This window comes from Rhodospirillaceae bacterium (genome assembly GCA_018662005.1).
Classification (GTDB): domain Bacteria; phylum Pseudomonadota; class Alphaproteobacteria; order Rhodospirillales; family JABHCV01; genus JACNJU01.
In genome coordinates this window covers 39,108-59,906 of record JABJHA010000039.1, presented here as the reverse complement: position 1 = coordinate 59,906, position 20,799 = coordinate 39,108, and the positions used below count along the sequence as shown (strand labels likewise).

Annotated in this window: 22 protein-coding genes; 3 read left to right on the top strand and 19 right to left on the bottom strand. The window is 56.1% G+C overall.

Going from position 1 to position 20,799, the window contains the following annotated elements:
• From HOL66_15520 to HOL66_15510, 3 genes are all read right to left on the bottom strand, one after another.
• On the bottom strand, nt 1-864 hold an 864-nt coding region (locus HOL66_15520; GenBank protein ID MBT5245647.1), incomplete at its 3' end, for an aminotransferase class V-fold PLP-dependent enzyme.
• Complete coding sequence (locus HOL66_15515; protein ID MBT5245646.1) at nt 864-1,796, bottom strand: DMT family transporter; 933 nt, start codon at nt 1,794-1,796, stop codon at nt 864-866. The genes HOL66_15515 and HOL66_15520, both read right to left, overlap by 1 nt.
• A gap of 4 nt (nt 1,797-1,800) precedes the next feature.
• On the bottom strand, nt 1,801-2,064 hold the full coding sequence (locus tag HOL66_15510) for a DUF1127 domain-containing protein (protein MBT5245645.1): 264 nt from the start codon (nt 2,062-2,064) through the stop codon (nt 1,801-1,803).
• 99 nt (nt 2,065-2,163) lie between these two features.
• On the opposite strand from HOL66_15510, the gene HOL66_15505 reads away from it, so the two are divergent.
• The 3 genes from HOL66_15505 (at nt 2,164) to HOL66_15495 (ending at nt 5,522) form a co-directional block, all read left to right on the top strand.
• Nucleotides 2,164-3,558, top strand: a complete 1,395-nt coding sequence (locus HOL66_15505; GenBank protein MBT5245644.1) for a PLP-dependent aminotransferase family protein — start codon at nt 2,164-2,166, stop codon at nt 3,556-3,558.
• Between the two features lie 90 nt (nt 3,559-3,648).
• On the top strand, nt 3,649-4,218 hold the full coding sequence (locus HOL66_15500; GenBank protein ID MBT5245643.1) for a helix-turn-helix transcriptional regulator: 570 nt from the start codon (nt 3,649-3,651) through the stop codon (nt 4,216-4,218).
• 2 nt (nt 4,219-4,220) lie between these two features.
• The gene (locus HOL66_15495; GenBank protein MBT5245642.1) at nt 4,221-5,522 is read left to right on the top strand and encodes an aspartate aminotransferase family protein; all 1,302 of its coding nucleotides are present in this window, start codon (nt 4,221-4,223) and stop codon (nt 5,520-5,522) included.
• On the opposite strand, the gene thiD is transcribed toward HOL66_15495, so the two are convergent.
• From thiD to HOL66_15415, 16 genes are all read right to left on the bottom strand, one after another.
• Nucleotides 5,519-6,316 (bottom strand): bifunctional hydroxymethylpyrimidine kinase/phosphomethylpyrimidine kinase, encoded by a 798-nt coding sequence (thiD, locus tag HOL66_15490; GenBank protein MBT5245641.1) that lies wholly within the window; start codon nt 6,314-6,316, stop codon nt 5,519-5,521. The genes HOL66_15495 and thiD overlap by 4 nt on opposite strands.
• A 2-nt stretch (nt 6,317-6,318) precedes the next feature.
• Nucleotides 6,319-7,665 (bottom strand): phosphoglucosamine mutase, encoded by a 1,347-nt coding sequence (locus HOL66_15485; GenBank protein ID MBT5245640.1) that lies wholly within the window; start codon nt 7,663-7,665, stop codon nt 6,319-6,321.
• A gap of 129 nt (nt 7,666-7,794) precedes the next feature.
• Entirely contained in the window at nt 7,795-8,568 is a 774-nt protein-coding gene (gene folP, locus HOL66_15480; GenBank protein MBT5245639.1) for a dihydropteroate synthase, read from the bottom strand.
• A gap of 60 nt (nt 8,569-8,628) precedes the next feature.
• Nucleotides 8,629-10,563, bottom strand: coding sequence for an ATP-dependent metallopeptidase FtsH/Yme1/Tma family protein (locus HOL66_15475; GenBank protein ID MBT5245638.1), 1,935 nt, complete (start codon nt 10,561-10,563; stop codon nt 8,629-8,631).
• A 62-nt stretch (nt 10,564-10,625) separates the two neighbouring features.
• Nucleotides 10,626-11,993, bottom strand: a complete 1,368-nt coding sequence (gene tilS / locus HOL66_15470) for a tRNA lysidine(34) synthetase TilS (GenBank protein ID MBT5245637.1) — start codon at nt 11,991-11,993, stop codon at nt 10,626-10,628.
• Between the two features lie 10 nt (nt 11,994-12,003).
• Complete coding sequence (ybgF, locus tag HOL66_15465; protein MBT5245636.1) at nt 12,004-12,999, bottom strand: tol-pal system protein YbgF; 996 nt, start codon at nt 12,997-12,999, stop codon at nt 12,004-12,006.
• A 141-nt stretch (nt 13,000-13,140) separates the two neighbouring features.
• A complete protein-coding gene (pal, locus tag HOL66_15460) occupies nt 13,141-13,656 on the bottom strand; it encodes a peptidoglycan-associated lipoprotein Pal (protein ID MBT5245635.1) in 516 nt (171 codons plus the stop codon).
• A gap of 183 nt (nt 13,657-13,839) precedes the next feature.
• Nucleotides 13,840-15,165, bottom strand: coding sequence for a Tol-Pal system protein TolB (gene tolB, locus HOL66_15455; protein MBT5245634.1), 1,326 nt, complete (start codon nt 15,163-15,165; stop codon nt 13,840-13,842).
• Nucleotides 15,162-16,112: an energy transducer TonB gene (locus HOL66_15450; GenBank protein MBT5245633.1), complete on the bottom strand. Its 951-nt coding sequence runs from the start codon at nt 16,110-16,112 to the stop codon at nt 15,162-15,164. The genes tolB and HOL66_15450 overlap by 4 nt, the downstream gene beginning before the upstream one ends.
• Nucleotides 16,112-16,558: a protein TolR gene (gene tolR / locus HOL66_15445; protein MBT5245632.1), complete on the bottom strand. Its 447-nt coding sequence runs from the start codon at nt 16,556-16,558 to the stop codon at nt 16,112-16,114. The genes HOL66_15450 and tolR overlap by 1 nt, the downstream gene beginning before the upstream one ends.
• Nucleotides 16,559-16,560: 2 nt before the next feature.
• Nucleotides 16,561-17,304, bottom strand: coding sequence for a protein TolQ (tolQ, locus tag HOL66_15440; protein MBT5245631.1), 744 nt, complete (start codon nt 17,302-17,304; stop codon nt 16,561-16,563).
• A 3-nt stretch (nt 17,305-17,307) separates the two neighbouring features.
• Nucleotides 17,308-17,724 carry a tol-pal system-associated acyl-CoA thioesterase gene (ybgC, locus tag HOL66_15435; protein MBT5245630.1) on the bottom strand — a complete coding sequence of 139 codons (417 nt, stop codon included), beginning with the start codon at nt 17,722-17,724 and terminating at the stop codon, nt 17,308-17,310.
• Nucleotides 17,717-18,757, bottom strand: a complete 1,041-nt coding sequence (gene ruvB / locus HOL66_15430) for a Holliday junction branch migration DNA helicase RuvB (protein MBT5245629.1) — start codon at nt 18,755-18,757, stop codon at nt 17,717-17,719. Before ruvB ends, ybgC begins: the two co-directional genes overlap by 8 nt.
• Complete coding sequence (gene ruvA / locus HOL66_15425) at nt 18,757-19,386, bottom strand: Holliday junction branch migration protein RuvA (protein ID MBT5245628.1); 630 nt, start codon at nt 19,384-19,386, stop codon at nt 18,757-18,759. Before ruvA ends, ruvB begins: the two co-directional genes overlap by 1 nt.
• Nucleotides 19,383-19,889 carry a crossover junction endodeoxyribonuclease RuvC gene (ruvC, locus tag HOL66_15420; protein ID MBT5245627.1) on the bottom strand — a complete coding sequence of 169 codons (507 nt, stop codon included), beginning with the start codon at nt 19,887-19,889 and terminating at the stop codon, nt 19,383-19,385. The genes ruvA and ruvC overlap by 4 nt, the downstream gene beginning before the upstream one ends.
• Before the next feature lie 26 nt (nt 19,890-19,915).
• Complete coding sequence (locus tag HOL66_15415) at nt 19,916-20,665, bottom strand: YebC/PmpR family DNA-binding transcriptional regulator (protein ID MBT5245626.1); 750 nt, start codon at nt 20,663-20,665, stop codon at nt 19,916-19,918.
• Nucleotides 20,666-20,799 lie beyond the last annotated feature (134 nt).

Genomic DNA, 20,799 nt, shown 5'->3' with positions numbered 1-20,799 from the left:
GACCTTGATTTGCTCCAGTGCCGCGACCGCGCCGGGGAGAATTGCCTCGGTGCCTTTTTCCCCGACATCAAATCTGCGCGCACCCGCCATATAGGTGTCTGAATAATTGACCAGCCCGGCAAAGTTATGGGCGTTATCCCTGGCCAGCCATGTTTCCTCCAAGGGGCGTGACTGACGCCACTTTTCAGAAACATAAAGCAAACCGACACCGTACGGACACAACATCCATTTGTATCCGGCGGCGACCAGAAAATCCGGCTGGATGTCCTCTATGGATACAGATGCCGCGCCCATTGACTGGGTTGCGTCAATAACCAGCGCCGCGCCAACCTCACGGGCGGCTTCTCCAATAGGCACAAGATCGATAAATGAACCATTGGTCCAGTGGCAGGGAGAAACGGCGACGATTTTTACCCCGTCCGTCATGTGATCAAGAATGGCACCGGTCCAGTCCCCGTCCACAGGCGTCGGAACCGTAATAATTTCGGCGCCTGTTTCCTTTGCTGTGCGTTGCCACGGCAACACATTACTGGGGAACTCCTCGGCAATAAGCAAAATTTGGTTTCCCCGCTGAAGAGTTGGTTCTATGGCGCGGGCGGCTGTGCTTATTCCATAACTTGCCGCCGGGATGACGGCGTAGCCATCGCTGTCACCACCAAAAATATCGCTGGCCAGTTGACGAACCTTTTCTGCGTCGGAGAAAAAGCTTTCCGGCGTGCGCGTCCAGGGATGACTCTTATTCGTGATGCCATCGGCTAACCGGGATCTGGTTTCATTCAACTGGGGCGTATTATAGGCGCAATTGAAATAGGCCACATCATCAGGCACATCGAACAGATGTCTTTGCGTGCTCAGGGCGTTCATTAGTGCTTATTCCTTTGTGAAATGGCGATACCGCTGACAATGATAGCGCCTGATAAAATCAGCGGCATGGTTATGGTCTCGTCGAATAAAAATGCCGCTAGCGTCAGGCTGATGACCGGCATTGAAAACTGAACCGGAGCCATGCGCACGATACCGCCCTTTGACAAGGCCCAATACCAGGCCAGGAAGCCCAAAATCGATGAACAGATTGCCTGATAAGCAACGGCCATAAAGCTGCTGGCCGGAACGTTTGCCCAGTCGGTATCGCCATGAAAAATAATCAGCACAGGCAGCAGTAGCAGCCCACCCAATGTAAGCCCCCAGAAGGTGGCTGCCTGACTGCCGATTTTCAGGGACAACCGCGCACCGGCAACGTAACCCAGGCCGGAACCGACCGAGGACAACAGGCACAAAATGTCACCCCACAGGGTAACGCCATCACCGCCACCGCTACGAAGTCCAATCAGCATCGCGACTCCGCCAAAAGCGACAGCCACGCCCACTGTCCACAAGCGGCCCGGTATGCGGCGTTCGGCAACGGCGCCAAAAAGACCCGTGAAAATAGGAATCGCCGCGTTAATCAGGCCGGCGTGGGACGTCGATGTCTGCTTGATACCAAAACTGAAAAACAGGGGAAAGATGACAAACACGCCAAGCACCATCAGCACCAGCAATCCCCACTCACGCGCACTACCCGGCAAGGGCAGCTGCTTGGCAAGGGCGAAGGGAAAGACAATAAGGCCAGCCAGAATTGTCCGCAGAACACCGGCGCTGACCGGATCGATCCCCATGACAGTGAATTTTGTCGCCGCCGGGGTACCGCCCCAAATCAAGACGGCAAAAGCGGCGGCCATGTAGGCGACGGGCAGGACGCTTTTTGGAGCCTCCTGCCCTGTCGCCGTAGAAACCACCCTTTGGTCTGTCAGTGCCATGGTGTCAATCTTGCCAGAATGGTTTTCCGGTTTCCATTGTCGCCTGTGCACGCGTGATGCCCAGATCAGAGAGAAGATGATCATCAAATTCAGCTAAACGTGCCCGCATGGTTTCGCGGTCTTGCCACTGTGCCAGAATTTTAACGATGCGAGCCATATCCGATACCAGCAGGCTGACGCCCTCTGAAATCCAGGATTTCCAACTTTTCAATGTGCCGGAGGTAGCCACCGGCATGGTTATTGTATCAATACATTCATGCCTCAACATCTTTAAAATTCCTTATTTTTGTTCACATGCAACAAAATTGTTACCGTGATTTGGTTTTATATTGACACAATATTACCGGTCAATGTATTAATTGTACCCATGACAATATGGACACCTGATATTTCCGAGCGCAGTGGGCCAAAGTACCTGGCTATCGCCGAAGCGATTGCCGAGGCGATCTCCGAAGGAACACTTGCTGCCGGAGAGAAACTGCCGCCCCAGCGCAACCTCGCCTACGACATTGGCGTCACCCTGGGTACTGTGACCCGTGCCTACGACGAAATCAAACGCCGCGGCCTGGTCGATGGCGAAGTCGGGCGCGGCACCTTCGTGATGGCCGAGCCAGGGAAAAAACAGGAAGCCTTCTTTCGCCCCAAGCCGCCCGACAACAATCTGATCGACTTCACCCACGCCACACCGGTTAGCGGGCGGGCCGGCAAGGAATTGGCCAGAACCCTTGCCGACATCAGTCGTGGAGGCAATCTTGACGAGCTGATGGATTACCAGGTTTTGTCGGGACGGCCAGAACACCTGCAAGCGGCGACGCAGTGGCTTAAACAAGGGGGAATCAAGGCGACACCAGAACGCATCACTCTGACCAGTGGCGCCCAGCACGGAATTTTAATCACCCTGATGGCGATGACACGACCGGGCGACACCATTCTGGCCGAGGAACTCTCCTACCCCGGCTTCATTCATGTGGTCCGCCAGTTGGGCCTGAAACTGGAACCGGTGGCGATGGATCAATACGGCCTGATCCCCGACGCCCTGGAAGAAGCGGCCAGGCGAACCGGGGCCCGGTGCCTGTACTGTATTCCCAATATTCAGAACCCGACCACCCGGACCATGCCCTTAGAGCGCATTCGCGACCTCGCCGAACGTGCCCGCGCCCTCGACTTACAGGTTCTGGAAGATGATGTCTGGGGTGGCCTGAACGAACGCGACGTTCCCCCGTTAATCGACTTCGTACCGGAGCGGGTTTTTCATATCACCAGCCTGTCCAAAACCATGGCCGGCGGATTACGTGTCGGTTATGTGCTTTCGCCAGAAGATCACACGGAACAACTTCGCACTGCGGTACGCCTGAGCAACTGGATGACGCCGCCGCTTATGGCCGAAATAGCGCGGCGCTGGATCGAAGACGGAACCGGCAATGAATTGGCCAACTGGCAACGTCGGGCCGCAAAAGAACGCCTAAAATACGCAGCCCAGGTCTTGCAAGGGCAGGTATTCTCCTATCACCCTGCAGGACATTTTATCTGGCTGGAATTACCCCTGCCCTGGCGCGCCGCCGACTTCAAGGCCGCTGCAGAAGCCCGCGGGGTACTGGTTCCGTCGGCGGAAAGTTTTGTCGTTGGCCGTCAAGCCGCCCCGCACGCGGTCCGCATCGCCATCGGCACCCACAACGCCGACGCCGAGACCTCGGCCAAGGGCATCGACATCCTCGCCAATATCCTGAAATCCCCCACCAGCATCAGCCCGGCAATGGTTTGATCTCTGGATTTGCTGTCCGTTCCTGACTGACCATCGTTTACAGCATCAGTGCCGTCTTGACTCTCTTATGTCGTCTCTTATAGTGGACTAATGTCTATTATAAAGGATGACTTGACCGATGAAATAGCAGCCCGCGTTCGCAGCGAACGAGAGGCGCGAAAATGGTCATTGGCCGAACTCGCCAAACGTTCTGAAGTCTCCAAGGCAATGATCAGCAAAATCGAACGTGCAGAATCGAGCCCGACAACGGCCGTTCTTGGTCGTTTATGCGGTGCGTTTGGCCTGACGTTATCGACCTTCCTGACACGGGCGGAAAGTCACACCGGGCGTTTGATCAGGGCCTCCCAGCAGCCAAGCTGGAATGATCCTGAAACCGGCTGCGTCCGCACCTTGGTTTCACCAAGCGCCGGTGGCCCCATTGAAATCGTTGCCGTAGATCTGCCCGCAGGGGCCGAGGTTTTGTTTCCGGCCTCCATCTACAAGGTTTTCCATCAATTGGTTCTGGTTCTTTCCGGTCAGTTGAGCCTGACCGAAGGCGAGAGCAAGCACCTTTTGGATGTCGGTGACTGCCTTGAACTGGGGCCACCGTCCCACTGTACGTTTTTGAATAATACTGAAGCCCCTTGCCGCTACCTTGTCGCGGCCAGTCGGAGAGAATAAAGATGCCCGAAGCCCAGGAAGCCATTTTATCGGCACCGCCATTTGAGAAACATCTGCTTCACTACGGTCGTGACTTCCTCAAAGAATTGATCGTCCGCGCAGAGGGATCATATTTTTTTACGGAAGCAGGCCGCGCGATCCTGGATTTTTCCTCTGGTCAGATGTGCGCGACCATCGGTCATAATCACCCGAAGATCGTGGAGGCCCTGGCGAAAGCTGGGCAAACGGTCATTCATCTGGATAGCACGATGCTGTCACCCGATGTGATAAGCCTCGTTGATACTCTTGCTGATTTGCTCCCCCATCAGCTCAGCAAGGTTCAACTGCTCAATACCGGCGGTGAGGCAAACGAGTCGGCGTTGCGACTGGCCAAGATCGCAACCGGGCGTTTCGAGATTATCGGCATGGCGGGATCATGGCATGGAACGACGACAGGCGCCGCATCGACGACGTATGCGCATGGCCGAAAGAAATATGGTCCAGTGATGCCGGGCTCGCTGGCCATCCCTTCGCCCAATTGTTATCGCTGCCCGATCCGCCACTGCGCCGACCAGTGCGATATGACCTGTCTTGATGTCGGTTTTGAGATGATTGATGCGACGTCGGTTGGCGAGGAAGCAGCGGTGATCGTCGAGCCGATCCAAAGTGCCGGAGGCATCATCGTTCCACCACAGGGTTACCTTGGCCGTTTAAGGGAGCTGTGCGATCAACGTGGCATCCTTCTCATTTACGATGAGGCCCAAACAGGGTTGGGCCGTACCGGGAATCTCTTTGGCTTTGAACGCGAAGGGATTGTCCCCGATATCCTAACGCTATCCAAAACCCTTGGCGGCGGCCTGCCGCTATCGGCTGTGATCGCTTCAAAGGCCGTGGCGACGGCGGCAAGGGAGAACGGTTTTTCCCACTACACCTCACATGCCTCCGACCCGTTGACAGCAACCGTTGGGCTTGCCGTCGTGGATGTGATCATTTCGGAAAAACTGACCGAACGCTCAGCCAAAATCGGCCAATACCTGAAGGAGCGTCTTTGTGAACTACAGCAACGACATGAAGCGATAGGAGACGTTCGCGGCCACGGATTACTTCTGGGCGTGGAGATTGTTGCCGATCGAACAACCAAAGAGCCGGGACATGAACTGATCAAGTCCCTCACGGAGCGATGCTTTGAGCTTGGTCTCAACATTAATCGGGTCGGTGGTCTGCATTGCGTATGGCGGTTCGCCCCACCCCTTACGATTACAAAAAAGGAAATCGATCAGGCAATAGACATCCTGGATCAGGCCTTCACTGAAATTCCTGATTAAAGAGTATGGCCGTGATTAAGCGGGCCGTGGCCCTGGCCGTAGCCGGGAGCGGTGCGGATTGCTTCCCATACATATGCGCGGGCCCGCTCGACGCTGTCGCGGACGCTAAATTCCTGGGCCAGCCCGGTGGCGATGGCCGAGGCCAGCGTGCAACCGGTGCCGTGGGTGTGACGGGTATCAAGGCGCGGCGATGAAAATGCCTCAACCAGCGAACCGCCTTCAAACAACAGGTCGGTGACGGTGTCCGCGCTATCGCCATCGCTCATATGGCCACCCTTCATCAACACCGCATGAGGACCCAGGTCCGATAGCATCCGTGCCGCCTGTTCGGCGCTGTCGCGGTCGGTTATGGATATGCCGGTCAGGGCGCAGGCTTCAGGAACGTTGGGAGTCAGCACACGAGCCAACGGGATCAATCGCTCTTTCATGGTGGCGATGGCTTCTTCCTGCAACAAAGTCGCCCCGCCCTTGGCGACCATCACCGGGTCAACGACAACGGGAATATCCAGGGGCTCCAGAATATCAGCGACGGTTTCGATAACAGCCGCTGAATGCAACATGCCGGTCTTGATGGCGTCGGCCCCCAAATCCGACAGCACAACGTTCATCTGTTCGGCAATGAAATCCGTCGGCACTTCATGGATGGCGGTGACACCTTTGGTGTTCTGCGCGGTCAGCGCGCTTAGCGCCGTCATGGCGTAACCACCCAGCGCGGTCACGGTTTTGATATCGGCCTGAATGCCGGCACCGCCGCCGGAATCCGAACCGGCAATGATCAAAACCCTGCCCTGCATGATTATCCGGCTGCCCGTTCAACGGCGTTGACAATATCGCCGACAACAGCGCCAACCAGATCTTCATCCTTGCCTTCGGCCATAACCCGGATCAAGGGTTCGGTACCTGACTTACGGATCAGCAAACGGCCGCTGCCGGAAAGTTTTTCCTCACCCGTAGCGATAGATTGTATGACAGCCGCGTCTTCCAGTGGTTGGCCTTCGCTATAACGAACGTTGCGCAGTAATTGTGGCAAGGGGATGAACGGGCGACACGAAAAACTGGCCGGGCGTTTATCACTGACCACCACTGCCAGCACCTGCAAGGCGGCAACCAGACCGTCACCGGTTGAGCCGTAATCAGAAAGCACGATATGTCCTGACTGCTCTCCGCCGATGTTGAAACCATGCTCGAGCATATGCTCGACAACATAGCGGTCACCGACCTGGGTTCGGGTTAAGGACAAATCGATGCTCGACAAATACTGTTCAAGGCCCAGATTGGACATCACGGTCGCAACAATGCCACCGCCCTTCAGGCGTCCATCTTCAGCCCATTTGGCGGCGATCAGGGCCATTAACTGGTCACCGTCAACAAGCGCCCCGGCTTCATCAACAACAAGAACCCTGTCGGCATCGCCGTCCAGGGCGATACCAATATCGGCGCCATGAGAAACCACGGCACTGCATAAGGCTTCAGGGTGGGTAGAGCCACAACCCTTGTTGATGTTGAAGCCGTCCGGATCAACGCCAATCGAAACAACCTCCGCGCCCAGTTCCCACAACACTTCCGGCGCAACTTTGTAGGCGGCACCGTTGGCGCAATCGACGACAATCTTCAGACCATCCAGGGTCAGGCCCTTGGGAAAGGTACGCTTGACGTGTTCAGAATAACGACCTTGTGCATCGTCCAGGCGTTTGGCTTTGCCCAGCTTCGCCGGATCGGCAAGAGAATTGCTCATATCGCCGTTGATGCGTTCCTCGATTTTCGCCTCGACAGCGTCGGACAACTTAAAACCGTCCGGCCCGAACAATTTGATGCCATTATCGCCAAAGGGATTGTGGGAAGCTGAAATCATCACCCCCAAATCGGCCCGAAGGGAGCGGGTTAGCATGGCCACGGCAGGGGTCGGCATAGGCCCGACCAGAATCACGTCCATGCCCATGGAGACAAATCCAGAGGTCAGCGCCGGTTCGATCATGTAACCGGACAAACGCGTGTCCTTGCCGATAACGACCCGGTGGCGATGATCGCCACGGGTGAACTGGGCAGCCGCTGCCATGCCGACTTTAAGCGCCGTCTCGGCTGTCATAGGCTCCGTATTGGCGGTGCCACGAATGCCGTCGGTTCCAAACAGCTTTCTCATCATCATGTCTTCCAGTAACAGGGGACCTTATGCGAATCGCCCGTCCCCAAATATGCGCATTCCTTGTAAGGCAGATTATGAAGTGTGGGAATTAACTTTTCGTTTCAGTTCGTTGCAGGGGACACCCTTCGGCTATTTCAGCGCCACCCACACATCAAGTGCCTGACGGGTTTCTAAAACATCGTGGACGCGCAGGATGCTTGCGCCGCGCGCCACACCCGCAAGACCCGCCGCCAGCGACCCGGCCAGACGCCGGTCCGGGACATCTTCACCCGACAAACGACCGATAAAGCTTTTGCGTGAAACGCCCAGAACCACGGGGCATTCCAATCCTGTGAAAGCGCTTAACCCCCGCAACAGGTCAAGATTGTGTTCTTGGGATTTCCCAAAGCCGATGCCGGGATCGATGGCGATGCGTTCCGTTGCTATTCCTGCCTGTTGGCAAGCCCTGATCCGGGTCAGCAAGTAAGCCCCCGTCTCGGCGACGACATCCGTATAGACGGGTGCTTCCTGCATGGTCCGGGGGTCGCCTTGCATGTGCATCAACACCACCGACGCCTTTGACGGCGCAACGATCTCAAGGGATTGCGGATCACCTTCCAGGGCTGTGATGTCATTTATGATGGTGGCACCAGCGGCCATGGCGGCGACCATGACCGGTGCATGGCGGGTATCGACGCTGACGCAAGCGCCCTCCCCGGCCAGTGCTTCGATAACCGGAATGACACGGCTGAGCTCTTCATCAAGGGAAACCGGTACGGCACCGGGCCTGCTCGACTCGCCGCCAATGTCGAGAATATCTGCACCGTCTGTGATAAGGCCGCGCGCGGCTTCAATAGCCAGTGCGGCGCTCGCTGTCTTGCCACCATCAGAGAAACTGTCGGGCGTCACATTAACGACGCCCATAATCAGGGGGCGCTCAAGGGTCAACCCGGCAAAGGAATATCTGGACAAGGTTACCGGGCGTCAGCTTCCGGGCTGCGGTTCAACGCCGCCAATATCGCCCTTCGGCTTGTCTTTGCCCGCCGGTCCACTGGACGGAACCGAAGATGTTTTGCCGCCATCGGTCGGCTCATCATCGACATCGGGGCGGAGGATTTTCTCACCCTTCAAAAGCGCGTTGACCTCATCACCGCTGAGGGTTTCGTATTCAAGCAATGCCTTGGCAATCATATCCAGTTCATCATCATGATCGGTAAGAATTTTGCGAGCCTGAATTTCGGCTTCTTCAATCAGGCGGCTGACCTCGGAATCGATAATCTGGTGCGTATGATCAGAGACATTCTTGTGCTGGGTTACAGAACGACCAAGAAAGATTTCCTCTTCGTTTTCGCTGTAACGCTGCGGTCCCAGCTTTTCACTGAAACCGTATTCGGTCACCATGCGGCGAGCCATTTCGGTGGCCTGTTGAATGTCATTACCGGCGCCGGTGGTGATATTTTCAGCACCAAAAGTCAGTTCTTCGGCAACCCGGCCACCAAACATCATCGCCAATTTGGATTCCAGTTCCAGCTTGGAGTAGCTGTAACGGTCCCGCTCCGGCAGTGACATGGTAACGCCCAACGCACGGCCACGTGGAATGATGGTGACCTTGTGCAGCGGATCATGTTTAGGCACATGAATGCCAACAAGGGCGTGTCCGGCTTCGTGATAGGCCGTCAGTTTTTTCTCGTCAGCACTCATCACCATGGAGCGACGCTCGGTCCCCATCATCACCTTGTCTTTGGCGGCTTCAAATTCGGCCATGGTGACAACCCGCTTCGATGCACGGGCGGCATGTAAAGCAGCCTCGTTAACCAGGTTGGCAAGATCAGCACCGGAAAAACCGGGTGTGCCACGGGCAATGACGCGGGCATCCACATCGGGAGCCAGCGGCACCTTCTGCATGTGAACTTTAAGAATTTTCTCGCGGCCAATGATATCCGGATTGGGCACGGTAACCTGACGGTCAAAGCGACCGGGGCGCAGCAAGGCAGGGTCCAGAACATCCGGGCGGTTTGTCGCGGCGACAAGAATGACGCCTTCGGTGGATTCAAAACCATCCATTTCAACCAGCAACTGGTTCAACGTTTGCTCGCGTTCATCGTTACCACCACCAAGACCAGCGCCACGATGGCGGCCAACGGCGTCAAGTTCGTCGATGAAAATGATGCAGGGGGCGTTCTTCTTGCCCTGTTCAAACATGTCGCGCACACGTGATGCGCCGACGCCCACAAACATTTCAACGAAGTCAGAACCCGAAATGGTGAAAAACGGCACATTGGCCTCGCCAGCGATAGCGCGGGCCAGCAAGGTTTTACCGGTGCCCGGAGGGCCGATCAGCAGACAGCCTTTGGGAATTTTTCCACCCAGACGCTGGTAGCGCTGCGGATCCCTCAAAAAGTCGACGACCTCTTCTACTTCCTGTTTAGCTTCTTCAATACCGGCGACATCGTCAAATGTGACGCGGCCTGCGGTTTCAGTCAGCAATCGAGCCTTCGACTTGCCAAAGCCCATAGCCTTGCCGGTACCGCCCTGCATTTGCCGCATGAAAAAGATCCAGACGCCGATCAAGAGCAGCATCGGGAACCAGGAAATCAAAATACCCCACAGTGTCGGCGATCCATCTTCGGAAGGCTGGGCGGTAATGCGCACGCCCTTTTTATTGAGCTTTTCAATCAAGGAAGGATCGTTGGGTGCGTAGGTGCCAAAGTTGCGGCCATCACGGTAATGACCGCTGATGTTATTGCCCTTGATGGTAATATCGCGGACCTCGCCACTTTCGACGGAAACGAGGAAGTCAGAAAAGGCCAGAGTCGTCTGCGGTCCACGCTGGGTCGAAGAACCCTGAAACAGGTTGAACAGGGCGAACACCAACAGGCCAATAACAACCCACAGAGCCAGATTCCTGGAAAAATTCACAATCGCTTCCTCTCGGTGAAAAACTTAAACGTCATATGTAGACATAACATAATGATCGAAATTCAATGCGCAACAAGAAAGCCCGTTCCTGACAAGGTTTGTCGGGGGTAAAAAACCGCCTTGCTAAAACCCGGGGTCCCTTCGGAAAGTCCTTCGCGTTGATAGTTCAGGTGTGGCACGGCGACAACCCCCTGCCCGTCAACCAGCGCCGGCAGGGTCACCCTGGCCGGGACAGGCATTGTCACGGAACGCATTTCGGGTGCCTGACTTACCAGACTGCCCCAACCATCGCGACCCAGTGGTTGCAGCATAGTGTCCTGAAATAATGGACTTTTTGACCCCCGAAGACGAAGCCGGAAGCGGTTGTCCCAATCCATTTCAAGGGGTCTTATCACCTGTTGGGCATCGGGCAGTGCCCGCCCCTCGCGACAGACCAGGAACTCACCTGCCCCGACGGCTTCCTTTAAGGGCATCACCCGGCAGCCGGAAAGAGTTGCCCCTTTCCATCCGACATGGCCATCCCTAAAGGCTGCTTTCATTTTTTCGTGAAGATGTTCCAGTTTTCTCAGTCGCGGCCCATATTGCCCGCCGCCAACACACATCAGCATCCGGGAAAGCGCCCGCAGGGAAATTTCATCAGCCGCTGAAAAAAGCACCTTCCCACGAACACAGGCGTACCCCGCCGGATGCAAAGAACAACTTCCGGCCAGCAAATGCGACGCCCCGGCTTCAAGGGCGACTCGGGCCCGGGCCATCCGCGATGCTGTCTCGGTTAATCCTTGCACGGTCATTCCGGCAGCCATCAAATCAGGCAGTGATTTGCGAATACGGATACGCTCAAAGGCGGTGTTCTCGTTCGACGGGTCTTCCAGCCACGGCTGGGAGGCCACCTTAAGGGTTGCCCGAAGCCGTGCCTTGGGAATTCCCAGCAACGGGCGCAACAGCCGCATGGCCGGTTTTTCGACAATCGCCGCCATCGCAGCCAGTCCATCCATGCCGCTACCACTGCCCAGGCGCAGTAGGAATGTTTCGGCCTGATCTTCCTGATGATGGGCAAGAAGCAAGTGCAGGACCCGATTACGGCGGCACCAGTCATTCAAAAGATCATATCGGGCGGCGCGCGCGCGAGCCTGGAGGGCGGTATGGGGTTTCGCACCGGTCCAACTCAGGCAGTGATGATTGATGCCGCGCCTGCCAAGCCAGTTTGCCACCTGTCTGGTTTCTGTCTCAGAGTCTGGCCGTAAACCGTGATCAACACTTAAGGCGCTCAAAGTGCCGCCGTTGTCATGAACCCATTTTGCGGCGAGTATGGTCAAGGCCATGGAATCGGCACCGCCGGAGACCGCAACAGCAATATGAGGACTGTCCTCGAAGGGGCCTACCGACGCCATCAGGTTGCTCATTTCCAAATCACTGAGCGGTTCGGTCATCTGTTGGAACCTATTCGCAGCCGACTTTTTTGCTCTCAAAAGTGACTTTTGAAACAATCCGTTCCGGCGCATCCGGGAAATCCTTAAGCAATTTCCCAAACGACGCACAGGCTTCCTGCTTTTTATCCAGATTGGACATGGACATTCCCAGCTTCAACAACATGTCCGGGGCCTTAGGTCCGGTAGCAGCCGCCTGATAACCGGTGACAAAGGCTTCCGCCGCCTGCACATACTGGCCGCGAACATAGTAGCTCTCGGCCAGCCAATAGCGGGCATTACCGGCAAGCGGATCATTGGGATGGGCGTTCAGGAACTCGGTCAGGGCGACTTCGGCCTCGTCATAATTAGCCTCTCGCAGCAAGCCGAATGCGAAGGTATAGCGCTGCTTGGGCGTGCCTTCGGGAAGGACATTCTTTTTTTCGGGAAGCACGTTGGATGTTACAGCACTGCTAACAGGCGCGGGAGCAGCGCTCTGCTGCTCCTCATCCTGACCCGAATCGGCAGGAACTTCACTTTGCGAGATCGTTCCCAAAACGCCGGGCTGGCTTGCGCCAGGAACGACTTTCTGCACCCCCGGCGGAGACGGTGCTGCGTTGACTTGCGGGTTTATTCCCTGTCCTGAGCCACCTTCAATGGCGCTAAGGCGGTAATCAAGGTCAGCAATCAACTTATCAAGCCTGAGGCCCACCTGTTCAATCTGATTAGCGATGGTTTCCACCTTGCCGGTGGTTGTGCGCAGTTCATCTTCCAGTTCAGATAATCTGACAGCGATGCGAGCAGCCGCGGTTGTTCCGGATTCAGCGCCACCACCGGCGCCAGTACCGCCACCGGCAACCTGGATATTAAGTGTCCTGATATCACGTTCCAACCGCTGCAAGCGATCCAGGATCGGGCTCAGGTCTTTGCTTTGAGCGAGCACCGGGGTCGCGAAGGCGAGGCAAAATACGAATCCCAGCAAAACCACAGACGCCAGTGCTGATGGTCTTTTGTTGATAAGAATAAACATTTCCATTTTCAATATACGACCGCTTTATTCAGGGTTGAGCAGCTTGCAAGACATATTAGGCGAAAATAGGGCGCTTACCATACGGTAAGCGCCCTATCAAAAAATACCGGCAAACGAAAGCCAGATAGCTTTAGCTTAAGGTTACCTGATTATCGTAACCGAACGGCGGTTTTGAGCCCAGGCGGCTTCGTTGGAGCCCAAGGCAACCGGACGCTCTTTGCCGTATGAAATGGTACGGATACGATCGGCGGCAACGCCCAACGCAACCAGATAGTCTTTTGCAGAGTTCGCACGGCGTTCACCCAATGCCAGGTTGTACTCGCGGGTGCCGCGTTCGTCGGCATGACCTTCAATGGCAACCGTAACAAGACGATACTTCTTCAGCCAAACGGCTTGCTTTTCAAGTACACGACGTGATTCGGAGCCAAGGCTGTATTTGTCAAAATCAAAGAATACGCGGTCACCGACGTTGACAACCAGATCTTCCTGGCTACCCATTTTCGGTCCCATGGGGGCCGCAGGGGCGGCGGCGCTGCTGCTACTGGAACTGGCAGTTGTACCGCCCGATCCGCCGCTCGCAGCTTCTTCTTTCGGCGCGGTTTCGCAAGCCGCAACAAGGGCTACTGCCGCAATCATGCCCAGGATGTTAAAGCGCATTTAAATTCTCCCTCGTCGGAGCGTTTATAAAAATACCAGTTACGAATCGCCTTAAAAACAAAGCGCAACTGTGTGAATATCGTTGATTACTACTCTAAGCCTTTGTCTTAAAGAGTAAAAAGTCGAAATCCAAGGCTTTTTTTATAAAACCTTGTGTGTATCTAAAATATAACCCGTTGCGCCTCAAGGAATCAAGGGTGACCATGCCGGGTCAGAGGCATCCAGCGGGGTTATCACCTGACGCTCGTTATGGCCCGTTAAGTCTATGGAATACAATCGGGATTTCCCGCCGCTACCATCTTCTTTGGTGCGTTCCTGACGGAAGAACATGAGCACCCTGCCGTTGGGCGCCCATGTTGGCGCCTCAACAAGAAAATCTTCGGCCAACAAGCGCTCGCCTTTACCATCGGGGCGCATGACGCCGATGAAAAAACGGCCGCCCGTAAATTTGGTAAAGGCGATCAGATCGCCGCGCGGCGACCATACTGGCGTCGCATAACGACCTTTGCCATGTGAAATCCGTTTAACGCCGGCACCGCTTGCTTCCATGACGTATAGCTGCTGGGAGCCCCCCCTGTCGGAGTTAAAGGTAATGTACTTGCCGTCTGGGGAATAACTGGGCGATGTATCGATAGCCGAATGGTTGGTCAGGCGTTTAACCGTTCGGGTTCTCAAGTCCATGGTGTAGATTTCGGAATTACCATCCTTGGCCATGCTCATGATGACCTTGTTACCATCAGCTGAAAAACGCGGCGCGAAGGTCATGCCCGGGAAATCGCCGAGCACTTCCTGGCGACCGGAATCGATATTGAAAATATAAACCCGCGGCTGGTTGCCGTAATAGGACAGGTAGGTAATTTCCTGCAATGTCGGCGAGAAGCGTGGCGTCAGAACCAGTGTTCCACCATCGGTCAGAAACCGGTGATTGTCTCCATCCTGGTCCATAATGGCCAGGCGTTTGATCCGGCGATTCTGCGGACCGGTTTCCGAAATGTAAACGATACGGGTATCGAAGTAGCCACTTTCCCCGGTGATCCGTTTGTAGATAGCATCCGAAACAATATGGGCGACGCGCCGCCAGTTATCGGGAACCGTAAAATAGGCGAGCCCGACCATTTGCTGTTCGGCGTAGACATCCCACAGGCGGAATTCAACCTTCAGGCGGCCATCGGGAACGACCTGGGTGCGACCCTGAACCAGCGCCTGGGCGTTGATAACCCGCCAGTCACCAAAGCGGGGTAAGGTACCCGGGCCCTGACTGTTTTGAATAAAAGCGCGGCTGTCCAAGGGCTTGAACAGGCCCGAACGTTCAAGGTCAGCTGCGATCACGCGGCTAATGCCACGTCCGTATTCCTGCTCAACCGTCGTGCCGCCAACAAAATCTGTCACCGCGATGGGCAACGGCTCGACCGTGCCGCGGGTAATGTCGATACGCAGTTCCGCCTGGGCCTGAAAGGCAAAAGCGGCGCAAAGAATTGTCGCAAGTAGTGTCCGCACTATAGTCGTCATGATCCGAACATCTCCTTGGGATTGAATATAAGCGTCATTGTTTTCCAGCGGTCATATTTATCACGCGGTAATTTGAACGGTTGGCAGCGCCTGTTCAAGACCGCACGTAAAGCACTTTCCGCCATCGCCCGCAAGAACGGATCGGATTGCAAGCCGGTATTTTTGATATTGGCGGTGCGTACGGTGCCATCGGTATTCATGGCGACGGCAATTTCGATGACCATGTTTTCGGCGTCCTTGGCCCCCGCCGGCAGGTTCCAGCACTTGGCGATCTGCTGTCGGACCAGATCAATCTCACTGATCGACAACGGGCGTGATTGATCGAAGTTACGCTTTTTCGATCCCAGCGCCTTGGCGATCTGATCCTCGAATGAGGTTTTACTGTCTTTCTTTTCCTCTTCCTTCTTATCTTCCGGGATCGGGGCCGGCTGGCTTTTCAGGTCTTTAAGCGTTTTCAAGACCCCGGCAAAAGCGTCAGGCGGTTTGGGCTTGCGCTTCAGCTTGACCTTGGCCAGGGCTGTAGGCGCTTTCGGTTTCGGTTTCGGCTTTTCCTTGACCACCGGTTTGGGCTCGGGCTTCGGTTTGGGTTTTTCCTTGGCCTTGGGCTTGGCTTCGGGTGGCGGCGGAACGATGGCGACTTCCTCTGGCTCCGGTGGGGGAGCGGGTTCTGGTTCGGGCGCTGGTGGTGGCGGGGCCGCTTTCACTTCCGGCTTGGGCGGTTCCGGCTTGGGTTCGGGCTTCGGTTCGGGTTTGGGTTCTTCCAGCTTTTTCTTTTCTTCGGGTTTGACGTCCGGTTGCGGGGCGTTGGTGATTTCGGCGACGGTGACCAGTTCGACCATGATCGGCGCTTCCATCATCACGTCACGGCGCAAATTGGGCAGCCCCACGTAGGCGACAACAACCATCACCACATGCAAAAAAACGGATATGGCGACACCGATTCCCATTAGTTTTTAATTTTTGGCAGGTTCATGCGTTCGGTGATCAAGGCTACTTTACGAAAGCCTGCGGCGTTGACCGTGCCCATGACTTCCATCACCCGCCCATAGCTTATCGCCTTGTCGCCGCGCACGAAGATACGGACATCAGGATTATTACCGGTAATCGCCAGCAAGCGCGGCACCAGCCCGGCCAGTTCCACCGGGGTGTCCTGAATGAAAACCTGACCTTTGTCGTCGATGGAAACAGCCAGCGGTTCGTCATCCCCGGCAATGGCGGAAGCCTTGGTCTTGGGCAAATCAACAGAAACGCCAACGGTCAATAGCGGTGCGGTGACCATAAAGATAACCAGCAGCACCAACATCACGTCGACCATGGGCGTGACGTTGATTTCGCTCATCGGGCGGCTGCGGATGCGAGTCCCACGGCCTGATTTGGACAGGATTTGGGCCATGGTCAGTTGTCTTCCTTCTTGGCCCGTTCATCAAGCTGGCGCGACAAAATGGCCGAAAACTCCCCGGCGAAACTGTCCAGCCGTCCGGCGTAACGATCAAGATCGCGGCTCAACTTGTTGTAGGCGATAACCGCCGGGATTGCCGCCAGCAGGCCAAGGGCGGTGGCGAACAGGGCCTCAGCAATGCCGGGGGCGACGACCGCCAGCGAGGTGTTCTTTGAAACGGCGATAGACTGGAAAGAATTCATGATCCCCCAGACGGTGCCGAACAGGCCAATAAACGGGGCCGTCGAACCGGTCGTCGCCAAAAACGTCATGTAGCGTTCGGCCCGGTCCATTTCCCGGGCCAGGGTGATTTGCATGACCCGCTCAATGCGCTCGGACAGGCTGACACTGGCTGTTGGATCGCCCGCGCTACTTGATACGGCGCGGTTCCATTCACGCATGGCGGCAATGAACACCGCCGACATGGGATCCTTCGGCTGGGCACCAGTACGATTATAAAGTTCATCCAGCGACACCCCCGACCAGAACGCCTGTTCAAACTTGGCCGCCCCGGCGTTCAGTTTTTTCAAACCCAGGACTTTCTCGACAATGATCGCCCAACACCAGATCGAAGCCAGCAGCAGGATAATAATGACCGACTTGACGATCAGGTCGGCGCGCAGAAACAGCGACAGCATCGAGAAATCCAGCTCACCGACTGAGCCACCAAGGGTAACAGCACTAATTACAGAGTTTTCCATCGTTTACTCATTTTGTTGACAAAATTTATCGAGAGTTGAGCGTACCGGACCGGGCAGTCGCGCCGGTTTTCCGTCCATCGCCATACAGGCGAGTTTGATCTGGATAACGACAAGATCATCCTCGCCGCGTTTAATCGTCTGCTCGCCACTTAAGGAAGCGCCACCGACTTTTTCGATACAGGTATGAACTTCCAGCGCCTCATCCAGCCGAGCCGGTTTCAGATAATCCAGCGAGCACGTCTTGACGGTCAGGGCGATGTTGTCCTCGTCCATCAATTTTGAACTTTCAATGCCGACGGTACGCAGCATCTCGGTCCGGGCGCGCTCCGCATATTTCAGATAATTGGCGTAATAGACGATGCCACCGGCATCCGTGTCCTCGAAATATACCCTGAGTGGGAAAACATGTGGATTATTCATCTCCGGCCTCCACCACCAACTCCAACTGCCCGACCGTCGCCGGTACCGGCAGGTCAAGATGGGTGAAGGCCTGGGCCGTCAGAGTGCGACCGCGCGGCGTGCGCATCAACAGCCCCTGCTGGATCAGGTAAGGCTCGATAACTTCTTCAATCGTATCGCGTTGTTCAGACAAGGCGGCGGCCATGGTTTCAACGCCGACCGGACCACCCGCATAATTTTCGGCGATGCAGGTCAGATAACGCCGGTCCATGGCGTCGAGACCGCGATGATCAACATCAAGCCGGTTCAAAGCCGCATCAGCGCTTTCTTTTGTCACTTCCGCAGTGCCGTCGACGGAAGCAAAATCACGGACCCTACGCAGCAGCCTTCCGGCGACCCTGGGTGTGCCACGCGAACGGCGGGCGATTTCCATAGCACCGTCGGTGGTCAGCTCAAGTCCCAGTAAAGAAGCACCACGCCGAACAATCGATTCCAGTTCTTCAGGCTCATAAAAAACCACCCGCATGGGAATGCCGAAGCGTTCGCGAAGCGGTGTGGTGATCAGGCCCGAACGGGTTGTCGCACCGACCAGCGTGAACTTCGGCAGATCAATACGGACAGAGCGCGCCGCAGGCCCCTCGCCGATGATCAGGTCGAGCTGGAAGTCCTCCATGGCCGGATAAAGGATTTCCTCAACGACCGGGCTGAGCCTGTGAATTTCATCAATGAACAAAACATCATTGGGTTGCAGGTTAGTCAGAATCGCCGCCAGGTCTCCCGCCTTGGCGATAACCGGGCCGGAGGTGGCGCGAAATCCGACGCCCAGTTCGCGGGCGACAATTTGCGCCAGCGTCGTTTTGCCAAGGCCCGGGGGACCGTGAAACAGAACATGATCCAGCGCCTCGCCGCGTTTGCGGGCCGCCGCCACAAAGACTGATAAATTTTCGCGCACCTGACGCTGACCGACAAAATCGCTTAGCTGCTGCGGACGCATGGCCGCGTCGGCTATTTCCTCGCCGGAAGATTGGGTGTCGACCAATCTGTCTTCACTCATCAACTGACCCCCCGCTGACTGGGGGCAAGTTCACCAAGGCCGCCGCGGATCAATTCTTCAAGGCTGGCATCTTCACCCATCTTTGTCGCCGCGCGGCTGACGGCACTTAAAGCGTCGGAAGCCGAATAACCAAGATTAACCAGAGCCGAAACGGCTTCGGAGATCACACCGCTGGCGCTGCTTCCAGGTGACGCCTCGCCGTCAAGAACAGCAACCGGGCCCAAGGCCATGGTCGCCACCTTGTCTTTAAGTTCAGAAAGCAACCGAACCGCCAGTTTAGGCCCGACGCCCGGTGCCCGGGTAATCGTCGCCTTGTCAGCTGCCGCAATGGCCTGAAGCAGTTCATCACCGCTTAATACCGAAAGGATGGCCAGCCCGACTTTTGCACCGACTCCCTGGACTGTCGTCAGCAGCTTGAACCATGAGCGTTCGGATTCATCCAAAAAGCCATAGAGATGAATGTGATCCTCACGGACATGGGTTTCGATAACCAGTGAAGCCGCTTCACCGGGCACCAGACGGCCCAGGGTGCGGGCAGAGCAAAAGACAAGATAGCCAACACCCGACACATCAATGACGGCCCAGTCGCTTCCACACTGATCAATCAATCCTGTCAGCTTGGCGATCATCCCGTGCCTCCCGCGGCCTTGAGGATGATCTCGGCACTGGCGCGGTGGTGGGCATGACAGATCGCCACGGCAAGGGCATCGGCGGCGTCGGCGCTGGCGATGTCGGTTCCCGGAAGCAGGGTCCCCACCATCATCTGCACTTGCTCCTTGGCCGCATGACCGGCCCCGACCACGGATTTTTTAATCAGGTTCGGAGTGTATTCACTGACCACCAGTCCGGCCCGGGCAGGCACCAGCATGACGACCCCACGGGCCTGTCCCAGTTTCAGGGTTGAAGTCGGATTCTTGTTAACGAAGGTTTCCTCGACGGCGGCCTCAAGGGGTGCGTAGCGTTCGACGATTTCAAGCAAGCCATCGTGCAGTTGAACCAGCCGCACCGCCAAATCGGCGCTGGCCGTCGTTTTGACAGCACCATTGGCGACATGGGTCAGGTGGTTGCCATCGCTTTCAATGACACCCCACCCGGTCTGTCTAAGGCCCGGATCGAACCCGATCAATCTCATGTTTTTCAGCCTCTATATTTAAGCATTTAAGCGCTCAAACGTTCCATAACCTCGTCGGAGACTTCAAAGTTTGACGCCACCCGCTGAACGTCGTCGTTATCTTCCAGAACGTCGAGCAATTTGAGCAACGTTGTCGCCTTGTCTTCATCCAGTTCCGTCGTCGTCTGTGGTTTCCAGTCAAGGCGGGCGTCTTCGGGCGCGCCGAATTTTTCCTCCAGGGCGTCGCGAACGACACCCAGATCTTCCACAGCGCAAATGATTTCGTGACCATCGTCCGTCGTCTCAACATCACTGGCCCCTGCCTCCAGGGCCGCTTCAAACATATCGTCGGCATTGGCCGCAGCTGGCAGATACTCGATAAAACCCAGTTGATCGAACATAAAACCAACGCTGCCCGTCTCGCCAAGATTGCCACCGTACTTGGTAAAGGCGGAACGCACTTCGGCGGCGGTGCGGTTGCGGTTATCGGTCAGTGTTTCGACAATGATGGCGACGCCGCCGGGGCCGTAGCCTTCATAGCGGACCTCGTCGAAGTTGGTGTCATCGCCACCACCGGCGCCTTTTTTGATGGCCCGGTCCATATTGTCCTTGGGCATATTGACCGCCTTGGCCGCCGCAATGGCGGTGCGTAAACGCGGATTCATGGCCGGGTCCGGCAAGCCGGTTTTGGCGGCGACGGTCAATTCGCGGATATGCTTGGCGAAGACTTTGGCACGCTTTGCGTCCTGGGCACCCTTGCGGTGCATGATGTTTTTGAACTTTGAATGGCCAGCCATGGTCTCTAAACAATTCCCTCATTTAAGCAAAATCATGTGGATAACGACGTGCGCTTATACCACATATAGCGACAAGACGTACAAAAAGGCGCGCATAACAACACCCCGTCGCCTGACGATAAGTAGCAACGCAA

Bases quoted from the DNA above. Each gene is read 5' to 3' on its own strand.
- HOL66_15450 (MBT5245633.1), bottom strand. From the start codon at position 16,112: ATGGGAATCGGTGTCGCCATATCCGTTTTTTTGCATGTGGTGATGGTT.
- tolR (MBT5245632.1), bottom strand. From the start codon at position 16,558: ATGGCCCAAATCCTGTCCAAATCAGGCCGTGGGACTCGCATCCGCAGC.
- HOL66_15505 (MBT5245644.1), top strand. From the start codon at position 2,164: ATGACAATATGGACACCTGATATTTCCGAGCGCAGTGGGCCAAAGTAC.
- tolQ (MBT5245631.1), bottom strand. From the start codon at position 17,304: ATGGAAAACTCTGTAATTAGTGCTGTTACCCTTGGTGGCTCAGTCGGT.
- ruvB (MBT5245629.1), bottom strand. From the start codon at position 18,757: ATGAGTGAAGACAGATTGGTCGACACCCAATCTTCCGGCGAGGAAATA.
- HOL66_15510 (MBT5245645.1), bottom strand. From the start codon at position 2,064: ATGTTGAGGCATGAATGTATTGATACAATAACCATGCCGGTGGCTACC.
- ruvA (MBT5245628.1), bottom strand. From the start codon at position 19,386: ATGATCGCCAAGCTGACAGGATTGATTGATCAGTGTGGAAGCGACTGG.
- HOL66_15485 (MBT5245640.1), bottom strand. From the start codon at position 7,665: ATGATGAGAAAGCTGTTTGGAACCGACGGCATTCGTGGCACCGCCAAT.
- ybgC (MBT5245630.1), bottom strand. From the start codon at position 17,724: ATGAATAATCCACATGTTTTCCCACTCAGGGTATATTTCGAGGACACG.
- tolB (MBT5245634.1), bottom strand. From the start codon at position 15,165: ATGACGACTATAGTGCGGACACTACTTGCGACAATTCTTTGCGCCGCT.
- thiD (MBT5245641.1), bottom strand. From the start codon at position 6,316: ATGCAGGGCAGGGTTTTGATCATTGCCGGTTCGGATTCCGGCGGCGGT.
- HOL66_15415 (MBT5245626.1), bottom strand. From the start codon at position 20,665: ATGGCTGGCCATTCAAAGTTCAAAAACATCATGCACCGCAAGGGTGCC.
- HOL66_15500 (MBT5245643.1), top strand. From the start codon at position 3,649: ATGTCTATTATAAAGGATGACTTGACCGATGAAATAGCAGCCCGCGTT.
- HOL66_15515 (MBT5245646.1), bottom strand. From the start codon at position 1,796: ATGGCACTGACAGACCAAAGGGTGGTTTCTACGGCGACAGGGCAGGAG.
- ybgF (MBT5245636.1), bottom strand. From the start codon at position 12,999: ATGTTTATTCTTATCAACAAAAGACCATCAGCACTGGCGTCTGTGGTT.
- tilS (MBT5245637.1), bottom strand. From the start codon at position 11,993: ATGACCGAACCGCTCAGTGATTTGGAAATGAGCAACCTGATGGCGTCG.
- folP (MBT5245639.1), bottom strand. From the start codon at position 8,568: ATGGGCGTCGTTAATGTGACGCCCGACAGTTTCTCTGATGGTGGCAAG.
- pal (MBT5245635.1), bottom strand. From the start codon at position 13,656: ATGCGCTTTAACATCCTGGGCATGATTGCGGCAGTAGCCCTTGTTGCG.
- ruvC (MBT5245627.1), bottom strand. From the start codon at position 19,889: ATGAGATTGATCGGGTTCGATCCGGGCCTTAGACAGACCGGGTGGGGT.
- HOL66_15495 (MBT5245642.1), top strand. From the start codon at position 4,221: ATGCCCGAAGCCCAGGAAGCCATTTTATCGGCACCGCCATTTGAGAAA.